This is a genomic window from Paenisporosarcina sp. P5_A11, from assembly GCF_056400705.1.
The window spans coordinates 1-7,627 of the sequence record NZ_JBFUKT010000161.1 but is presented as its reverse complement, the minus strand read 5'-3'; the positions used below and the strand labels follow the sequence as shown (position 1 = coordinate 7,627).

The following is a 7,627-nucleotide window of genomic DNA, read 5'->3' as shown; positions in this document are numbered from 1 at the left end:
CTTCTACAGTGACTTCTGAACACGGAACTGCAGCACGATTCGAGCTAACTGATTATACCGTGGCGGGAAAAACGGGAACAGCTCAGATTCCGAACGAGGTAGGTAAATATCTAGCAGGTTATGAAAATTACTTGTACTCATTCCTTGGAATGGCTCCAGCTGAAGATCCTCAACTAGTTGTTTATGTGGCGGTAACAAAACCAAAATTAGAAGCGACAGAAGTTGGGTCCATGCCAGTATCTGAAATATTCAAATCCGTTACAGAAAATAGCTTGAAATACTTGAACATCAAACCTGAAGAAGTGAAATCTACACCAGCTGTGACTCTTCCAAATGTTAAAGAGAAAGATGTTGCGGTGGCTGAAAGTCAAATGATTGAACAAAAGATGAAACCAGTTGTTATCGGTAATACTGAAAARGGAAAGATTACTGAACAATTTCCTTCAGCAGGTACTGAAATTCTACCAGGTAGTTTAGTAATGTTGAAAACGGATGGACCAATAACCATTCCTGACTTTACAAATTGGTCAAAACGACATGTCTTGGTCTACCAAATGTTATCAGGACTAAATATTGAAGTCGTTGGCAACGGATATGTGGTTAGTCAAAGTGTCTCCAAAGGAACTGTAACGAACGAACAAGCACCAATCGTAATTAAATTAGAAACTCCTGAAGTTACTAATAAAAAAGCCAAAAAAGAAATAGAAAAAGAGGGAGAAGAAAAGCTCCCTCAAGATTAAATGTTGAATAGGTACTCCATTCCAGTCATATCTTGTTAAAAAACAGGGTGTGGTTTTATGAAGGCAGGAGTGCCTCATCAATTGAGAATCAGAGTTCGAACAATGCTTCTTATCTTTTTTTGTTTAAGTGTTGCGTCTGTAGGGAAACTAGTCGTGATGCAGTTTTTTCAATATGAATGGCTTACGCAGAAAGCAGAAGAGAATTGGGATCGCGAAATACCTTTTTCTCAAACGAGGGGTAATATCCGAGATCGAGACGGAGAATTAATTGTAGGAAGCAAACTAGCTCCCACCCTTTATTTTATGCCTGCTCAAAGCAAAGATGTTGAAAGTGCAGCTGCCAAACTTAGCGTTGCTCTAAATACGGATGAAAAAAAACTTCTAGAGCAAATGAGTCAAAAAACATTTTTGATTAAATTGGCACCTGAAGGCAAAAACATCGAGCTTGGTACAGCTCTTGATATCCAATCTTTACAAATCCCAGGATTGTATACAGGTGTTGATTATGTTCGAGATTACCCACATGACGAGTTGTTATCGCGTCTTCTAGGATTTACAGGATATGACCATCAAGGGCTAGCTGGAATTGAATTCCAATATAATGAATATTTAACGTCAACTCAATCTACTTTACGCTTATTTACAGATGCGAAAGGAAGCTCACTTCCTCATGTGAATGATGGTTGGGGCAAAGGAAAAGATGGAGCGACTGTTGAATTAACCATTGATTTAGACGTTCATGAGATTATGGAACGGGCACTTTCCCAGGCTATGAAAAAATATGATGCTGATCAAGCTATGGGAATTGCGATGAATCCTAAAACTGGCGAGATTTTATCTCTAGCATCATTTCCCACTTTCCATCCATTGGAATATGACAAAGTGAGTCCTAGCGTTTATAATCAGAACTTGCCTGTGTCAATGACATTTGAGCCGGGTTCTACATTTAAAATTATTACACTTGCCGCTGCTCTAGAAGAAGGTAAAGTGGATTTGAAAAATGATTCATTTTATGATCCTGGTTATGCAATAGTGGAAGATACAAGATTACGATGTTGGAAAAGAACAGGACATAAACACCAATCATTTTTAGAAGTGGTTGAGAACTCATGTAATCCAGGTTTTATTGAACTAGGTCAACGTGTTGGACGTGAAAAACTGTCTCAATACATACGTGATTTCGGTTTTGGGCAAAAAACAGGATCATCCATTGCGGGAGAGTCCTCAGGAATATTGTTTTCTAAAGAAAGTTATGGACCAGTCGAGCATGCGACTACATCGTTCGGCCAAGGAATTTCCACAACACCCATTCAACAAGTTCAAGCAGTCGCAGCAGCAGTTAATGGCGGAACTTTGTTTCAACCTTATGTCGTGAAACGGATTTATAACGAACAAACGAACGAGGTCATTAAAGAAAATGAACCAACTAAAGTCCGACAAGTTGTATCCGAAGATACTTCCAAAAAAGTTAGGGAAGCATTAGAATCTGTTGTGGCTAAGGGTTCAGGACGTAATGCTTTTCGTGATACAATGAGAATTGGCGGTAAAACAGGGACTGCACAGAAGGCTGTAAATGGCCGTTACGTTGAAGGACAGTACATTGTATCGTTTATTGGTTTTGCACCTGCTAACGACCCTGAAATCGTCGTTTACGTAGCGATAGACAATCCGAAACATGTTTTACAGTTTGGTGGGGTAATTGCTGCACCAATTGTAGGGGAAATTATTGAAGATAGCGCGCCTTTTATTGGATTCAATTACAGCAAAGATCAACTGTCTAAAGAGTATAGATGGGGTGATAGTATAGAGCGGGAAGTTCCAGATTTAGTAGGGCAAGAAAAAAATAAGATTATGATGGTAGATGAACCATTTAAAATTGAATGGCACGGGACAGGAACGAAAATTATATCCCAGCTTCCACAAGCAGAAAGTTTACTGTCTGTTGATGGTACGATTCATTTGTACTTAGGTGAATAATATTAATAACGACAACCATCGTTTATCCGAAGGAGAATACATATGACACTCGCAACAACATTAATGATCGTAGGAATCGGATTTCTACTTACAGTTCTTTTAACACCTATTTTCATTCCGATATTGAAAAGGATGAAATTTGGTCAAAGTATTCGTGAAGAAGGTCCGCAATCACACATGAAAAAGGCAGGAACCCCTACAATGGGTGGCCTTGTGTTTATTGTCTCGATAGTTATCACAACATTAGGCGTGGCTTTCTATTTAGAAATGCTGACTACACAAACGATTGTGTTGGTTTTAGTGTTTGTTGGTTTTGGATTAATCGGGTTTTTAGACGACTTTATAAAAGTTGTTCTTAAAAGAAATTTAGGCTTGACATCATTACAAAAAATAATTGGTCAAATCATTATTGCAGTTGCTTCCTTTTTACTTCTTAATCAAGGACCTTTCGAAACAACTGTAAGTGTCCCATTTACTGATTGGTCAGTTGATCTTGGGATTGCATATGTAGCGTTCTTGATTTTTTGGCTCGTAGGCTTTTCAAATGCTGTGAATTTAACAGATGGCTTAGACGGACTTGTCTCAGGTACAGCATCAATTGCTTTTACAACCTTCGGGGTTCTAGCATTAGTTTATCACCAGCTAGACATCGCGATTTTCGCCTTTGCTGTTACAGGAGCTCTTCTTGGATTCTTAATATTCAATGCAAACCCAGCAAAATTATTTATGGGTGACACTGGTTCCTTGGCACTTGGCGGAGCACTGGCAATGGTGTCTATATTAGTCAAACAGGAGCTATTGCTCGTTATCGTAGGTGTGATTTTTGTAGCAGAGACGTTATCCGTAATTCTTCAAGTAATTAGTTTTAAAACAACAGGAAAACGGATTTTCAAAATGAGTCCTCTTCATCATCATTTTGAATTGTCTGGTTGGTCTGAATGGAAAGTGGTTGTGGTCTTCTGGTCAACAGCTTTCCTTGCAGCCTTTATTGTCGTAATGCTGGAGGTATTGTAATGAAAAAAACCACTGAGTTCAAAGCAAAAAAAGTTCTCGTATTAGGCCTCGCAAAGAGTGGGGTAGCTGCAGCAGAAATTCTTCATAAATTGGGCGCATTCGTTACTGTAAATGATTCAAAGCCCTTTGAAGAAAGCCCAGATGCACAAAATTTATTAAGTAAGGGTATTACCGTTATTTGTGGTCGACACCCAGAAGATTTACTGGACGAAGGTTTTGAATATGTGATTAAAAATCCAGGTATTCCTTATAGTAATCCGATTGTTAGTGATGCGATAAATAGAGGGATTCCCGTTTGGACTGAAATAGAAATAGCCTATTTAATTAGCGAAGCTCCTTTTATTGGAATCACAGGCTCAAATGGTAAAACTACTACAACGACCTTGCTATTCCACATGTTAAATCAAGGTGGTCAAAACCCTTTAATTGCTGGGAATATTGGAACAGTTGCATGTAAAGTTGCCGAAGAAGCACAAGCGGACCAAGTGATTGTTACAGAACTTTCTTCTTTCCAATTAATGGGTGTTGATACTTTTCAACCGAGAATTGCTATCCTCACAAATTTATATGAAGCACATTTAGACTACCATGGTTCTTTTGAAAAATATGGGGATGCCAAATATGGGGTAACCAAGAACCAAACAAATGACGATGTTTTTATTTACAACGCAGATCAACCTGAAGTTGTAAAATACGCTAGTTTGTCCCATGCAAAACTGATCCCATTCTCTACAAAAGGTCGTAAAGAAGATGGTATAAGTGGAGATGCAGAATATATCTATTGGAAAGGTGAACCTTATCTGGAAAGAAAATTAATTGCGTTGCCAGGTGAGCATAATCTAGAAAATATATTATCTGCTGTTGCCACGGCTATCTTAATGGATTGCCCTAAGGAAACAATACAACATGTTTTGACGTCCTTTACAGGAGTTAAACATAGAACACAATTCTTGCGCGAATGGAAGAAACGAAAGTTCTACAATGACTCTAAAGCAACAAACACATTAGCTACAAGAAGTGCTCTTGCTGCATTCGACCAGCCAGTAATTTTACTTGCAGGTGGTTTAGAGCGTGGACATTCATTTGAAGAGTTACGGAAAGATATGAATCACGTAAAAGCAGTGGTTGCATTTGGTCAGACTAGTGATCGTCTTATTGACTTTGCAGCTTCATGTGGAGTGGAAATCATAAAAAAAGTAGAAAACATTCAACAAGCTGTTAAAGTGGCAACAGATCTGTCCGAGCCAGAAGATATTATTTTACTTTCGCCTGCTTGTGCGAGTTGGGATCAATACCCAAACTTTGAGTTGCGTGGCGAAGATTTTATCAAAGCTGTATTTGAAATTAAGTAATATCATTACCAGATGAAGGGATGCCAACACTGCATAAAAAACCGACACATATTTTTCTATTTACAAGTTTACTAATAACCGTGATTGGATATTGTTTTGTTTACTCTGCCGGTTCTTACTGGGGAAAAGTACACTATGAAGATAGTCTTCCATTCTTTTGGAAACAAATTATGTACGGCACTTTAGGGATGTTATGTGCTTGGGTGATTTATAGACTTCCTTTTATTCATCAACAGAAGTTTTGGCTTGGCGCTTATATATCGTCAATATTTTTACTATTTGCAGTTTACATCCCTGGACTTGGGATTGTGAGAAATGGCTCACAAAGTTGGATTCAAATTGCTGGGTTTAGTTTACAACCTGCAGAATTCGTGAAAATATCAGTCATGGGATTTTTAGCATGTATTTTAGCTAAAACAATGAATGATAAAAAAAGGAAGTATTTTGCCCCATTATTAATTTGCTTAGTACCAGCTGGAATCATTCTAGTGCAACCTGACTTTGGTTCTGCTTTTTTATTAATTGTAGGAGCATTTTCACTATTATTTATTGCCGGTTTCCCAATTCGTTTTTTTATGGGCTTAGGTACTTTAGGAGTTTTAGCACTCGTTGGCTTAATCGTATCTGCTCCTTATCGCTTAAAACGGATTTCCGCATTCCTTGATCCATGGGAAGATGCTTTAAATAGTGGCTTCCAAGGCATTCAATCTCTGCTAGCCATTGGACCGTCAGGGTTGTTTGGACATGGGTTTGGTCAAAGTAGACAAAAGTTTTTGTATCTTCCTGAACCTCAAAATGATTTTATCTTCTCAATAATTGTTGAAGAAATGGGTTTCTTTGGAGCGGTAATTCTAATTAGCTTATTCCTTATTTTCTTATTTACAGGATACCGTTTAGCTATTTCCTCTTCAACAAAAGTGGGTTTTTATGCAATAGCAGGACTCCAGTCCATGATTGGATTCCAAATTTTTTTAAATATCGGTGTAGTCATCGGGTTATTTCCGGTAACTGGTGTAACTTTACCATTTATAAGTTACGGTGGTTCATCGCTGTTATCAACTTGGCTTATCGTAGGTCTGATTCTTCGTTTTTCAAAAGATTAATAGAGTAGGAAAGGAGTGAATAACGTGGATAAAATTATCGACATTGAAGACAGAATTCCAACGCTGAGAGAGCGACGGAAAAAGAGAACAAATCGCAAGTTCACGTTATTGCTCGTTATTTTCCTTGTCACTTTATTTGGTCTCCTCTACTTTCAATCTCCGTATAGTCAGGTGAAAAAAATAGTCGTTAAAGGGGCTAACTTAACGAATAGTGACCAGTATATTGAACAAAGTGGTTTACAAAAAGGACAATCAATGTGGGAAATTAGGACAAGCACTGCCGAAGAACTATTGCTGAAAAACGATTTGATTCAAGATGTTACAGTTAAACGAAATGGCTTAACTTCTGTGGGAATTGAAGTTACAGAATGGAAAAAAGCAGCGTATCTCCAATCCGAAACAGGGTATGCCATCGTCCTTGAGAATGGGAAAGTATTTCGATCTGATAAGGTATTAACTCCCGTAGATGCCCCGTTACTTAGCGGTTTTGATGACCCAAAAATCAGAAGTCGTATGGTAAATGAACTTTCTAAATTAAATGGACAAGTACTATCCATGATTTCGCAAATTGAATCTGTACCTTCAAAAGCAGATCCGTATCGAATCAGACTTTTTATGAATGATGGATATGAAGTAAGAGCAGTAATCCAGTCGTTTGCTGAAAAAATGAATTATTATCCGTCAATTATTGCTCAAATTGGTGATACCGACAAAGGTGTAATTGATATAGAAGTGGGTTCGTTTTTTCAAACGTATCTAGATATGTATAACCCGCAACCAAAGGAGGGGGAAGATGAAGAAATTCCAGAATAGACCAACTCGTTCGTCTGTGAATAAACGCATCATTTTTTCTCTCGTATGTTTGGTGTTGGGATTTATCTTTGCCTATTCATATAGTTTATCGAGCAGTAAAAAGCTAAGTGGACAAGCTGCCAGTAGTAAATATTTTGAGCAAGAGGAACAATATCGTGAAGACCTCATCCACCAAAAAGAACGCAATAAAGAATTGACCACTGAGTTAGAAGCAAGACAACAGCAAGTAAGGGAAATTGAAAAGTCCCTCTCAGGTAGTGAAGAACAGTATGAGAATTTAATTCAGGAAGCTGAAGATTTGAGACTTCTACTAGGGCTCCTTCCTGCAACTGGTAAAGGTGTGAAGATACAACTCGAAGATGCAGAGTATAACCCATCTTCAGTTAATCCAAATGATTACATAGTTCATGAAAGTCATGTGTTCCAAGTGCTGAATGAATTGAAAATATCTGGTTCTGAAGCCATTACGATAAATGGCCAACGACTACATGCCAATTCCTATATAAAATGTAATGGTCCCGTCATTACAATTGATGGAGAGCAATTTCCTGCACCTTTTATTATCGAAGCAATTGGCGATCCATCAGTTTTAGTGCCATCACTTCAACTTGCAGGTGGAGTACTAGAT

Annotated in this window: 7 protein-coding genes; all 7 read left to right on the top strand. The window is 38.1% G+C overall.

Translation table 11 applies throughout. The features are described from left to right. On the top strand, positions 1 to 740 hold a 740-nt coding region (locus tag AC1DOS_RS16140; RefSeq protein ID WP_477538321.1), incomplete at its 5' end, for a PASTA domain-containing protein. A 57-nt stretch (positions 741 to 797) separates the two neighbouring features. Then, positions 798 to 2,717 (top strand): penicillin-binding transpeptidase domain-containing protein, encoded by a 1,920-nt coding sequence (locus AC1DOS_RS16135; RefSeq protein ID WP_477538320.1) that lies wholly within the window; start codon positions 798 to 800, stop codon positions 2,715 to 2,717. Positions 2,718 to 2,759: 42 nt separating this feature from the next. Beyond that, positions 2,760 to 3,731, top strand: a complete 972-nt coding sequence (gene mraY / locus AC1DOS_RS16130; RefSeq protein WP_108584521.1) for a phospho-N-acetylmuramoyl-pentapeptide-transferase — start codon at positions 2,760 to 2,762, stop codon at positions 3,729 to 3,731. After that, the gene (murD, locus tag AC1DOS_RS16125; protein ID WP_108584522.1) at positions 3,731 to 5,083 is read left to right on the top strand and encodes a UDP-N-acetylmuramoyl-L-alanine--D-glutamate ligase; all 1,353 of its coding nucleotides are present in this window, start codon (positions 3,731 to 3,733) and stop codon (positions 5,081 to 5,083) included. The genes mraY and murD overlap by 1 nt, the downstream gene beginning before the upstream one ends. 20 nt (positions 5,084 to 5,103) lie before the next feature. Beyond that, positions 5,104 to 6,186, top strand: a complete 1,083-nt coding sequence (ftsW, locus tag AC1DOS_RS16120) for a putative lipid II flippase FtsW (RefSeq protein ID WP_108584524.1) — start codon at positions 5,104 to 5,106, stop codon at positions 6,184 to 6,186. A 24-nt stretch (positions 6,187 to 6,210) separates the two neighbouring features. After that, a complete protein-coding gene (locus AC1DOS_RS16115; RefSeq protein ID WP_477538319.1) occupies positions 6,211 to 6,999 on the top strand; it encodes a cell division protein FtsQ/DivIB in 789 nt (262 codons plus the stop codon). Continuing rightward, on the top strand, positions 6,980 to 7,627 hold a 648-nt coding region (locus tag AC1DOS_RS16110), incomplete at its 3' end, for a DUF881 domain-containing protein (RefSeq protein WP_477538318.1). The genes AC1DOS_RS16115 and AC1DOS_RS16110, both read left to right, overlap by 20 nt.